General features: G+C 37.0%; 2 protein-coding genes. Both read right to left on the bottom strand.

The genetic code is table 11. The features are described from left to right. Positions 1-29 precede the first annotated feature (29 nt). Entirely contained in the window at positions 30-1,118 is a 1,089-nt protein-coding gene (locus tag KJB35_RS26210; protein WP_285359013.1) for a hypothetical protein, read from the bottom strand. 140 nt (positions 1,119-1,258) lie between these two features. Next, a partial coding sequence (locus KJB35_RS26200) for a hypothetical protein (protein WP_306309432.1) occupies positions 1,259-1,835 on the bottom strand: 577 nt, incomplete at its 5' end.

The raw sequence follows: 1,835 nt of genomic DNA, 5'->3' as shown, positions 1-1,835 counted from the left end.
CTTAAACAGTTTGTTAAGCGTATAATTTATCAAACGTTTTGCCTTTGAAATACATCCAAAAGAAAGAAAACTCGTTCATTTACGATTTGAGTTAAGCGAGTCATATAGTCCAAACTTTCATAAAGATATGTAGGGAAATCCCCTTGTGCTACGAAACTATGGATAAATGCAACTCTCTCTGATGCTGTCGGATGAGAATCTGAGGTTATGTTTACGTCCGGATTAATAACATTTTTTACTTTCTCGCACAGCTCTAGACTACTAAAAAATAGCAGCGGACCTAATAGATGACTGGCATAAATGTTATTTTTTTCAATACCATACGTAGTAACAACAGCTAATGCCATTGCGTCACAAAGTTCTTCTACGTCTTTTTCGGTGTGATCGGGTGGTATTCCATTTGACTCAGGATACTTTTCCTCTAAGTACAGATGGTAAAACTCGTGGGCTACAATGAACACTTCCATTGAATGAACTAAAATGGCTCTATCTGCATGCATTTCTTGAGGCTGTTCTAAACGACCAAAACCCCTTACCGTTCCGATATATCCGTAGTGCACACATAAGCGAAAAGCATCAATTGCAATATTTAAATCGGTTATTGTGTCGTTTACAGCTGCCTCCTCAAATACTGACATACCTCGCTGTGCTGCACCCAATGAAATAGTCGTGTAGATTTTCGCCCAATAATTGCAAAAAGACGTTGTTCCCGCACCAGCAAATATAGCATGCCCATACAATGATGGTCTTGCATGTGCTCCAACGGTCATACTAGGTGAATTATATAGTTCAACTTCTACGTCTAAATTAATTCCAAGGTTAGCATAGATATTGATTACATCTTCCAATACTTGACTAAATATCTCTGAGGGAAAAAAACTATCGTACTTTGTAGCTGGTTCAAAGTTGTCTAACCGAGAAAGCAGCGCATTCTTCTTGTGACTTCCATCTAAATCATTTTCAGGCACTTTATCTTTTAGTGCTTGTTGTAAAGTGGTTCGACTTTTTATGAACCAATCTCGCTCACCGTTTAGAAATGGCTCACTCCCCTCTGTCACAAGCTGAGTTTGAAGATATTCCACATATCTTAATAGCTCATTATCAATTATATCTGACATGTAAAATACTCTCTTTATACGCTTAACGCCCAATTAAGGTGTGAAGCACGCTTCCACAACACTAAATTTAAACGAGGTAATCACTAAACTAGACCCAAACCAAAAATGCCAAGCGTGCTGAATCACTCTTAAATTGTTTGTTATATTTTATTTCCAAGATCTCGCTTAATATCACGCCATGCTTTTTCCAATATGTCATTAGCAAGCTCTTCAAAAGCAAACATATATGCTTTCATTTCATCTCGTTCAACATTAATTTTTGTAACTGAATCTATCAAGTCAGCCAGTATAGATAATAGATTTTTAGTAGACTCCTTCTCAGAATCAAGCATTAAAGTAATCTTTGAACGGTATGAAAGTAACTCTTGGTGCAGATCAAAGTAATCTTGCCCACGAATAAATGCTTTGTCGGTTTTGCATCGAACTTTTATAACATGGCATAAAGATATAATTGACGAAACCGTATCTCTAGCCTCTTTTAGCCACTCTTGCCTCAACTCAGCTTGTTTTGCTCTATTTTGAGTCTTCTGGTTTGAGTAGGTGATATAGGCAACTGCTATAGATGTTAAGATACTCCCCAAACCAATCATGCCGGTTACTATAATTGAAGGCCAATCAGGAGTAACAGACAAAACAAATGCTTCTGACGCATTACTTAATAAAAAATTTTCCGACATTTTAAATACTACCTTAAAAATATAACGCCCTGCTAAGGGG

The sequence above is a fragment of the Vibrio sp. D431a genome (genome assembly GCF_030248655.1).
In the GTDB taxonomy this organism is placed as follows: Bacteria; Pseudomonadota; Gammaproteobacteria; order Enterobacterales; family Vibrionaceae; genus Vibrio; species Vibrio alginolyticus.
Note: the sequence above shows the minus strand (reverse complement) of the source record. Positions and strands in the feature narration are given on the sequence as shown.

Excerpts from the sequence above, each read along its gene's own strand:
- KJB35_RS26210 (WP_285359013.1), bottom strand. The coding sequence starts at position 1,118 with ATGTCAGATATAATTGATAATGAGCTATTAAGATATGTGGAATATCTT.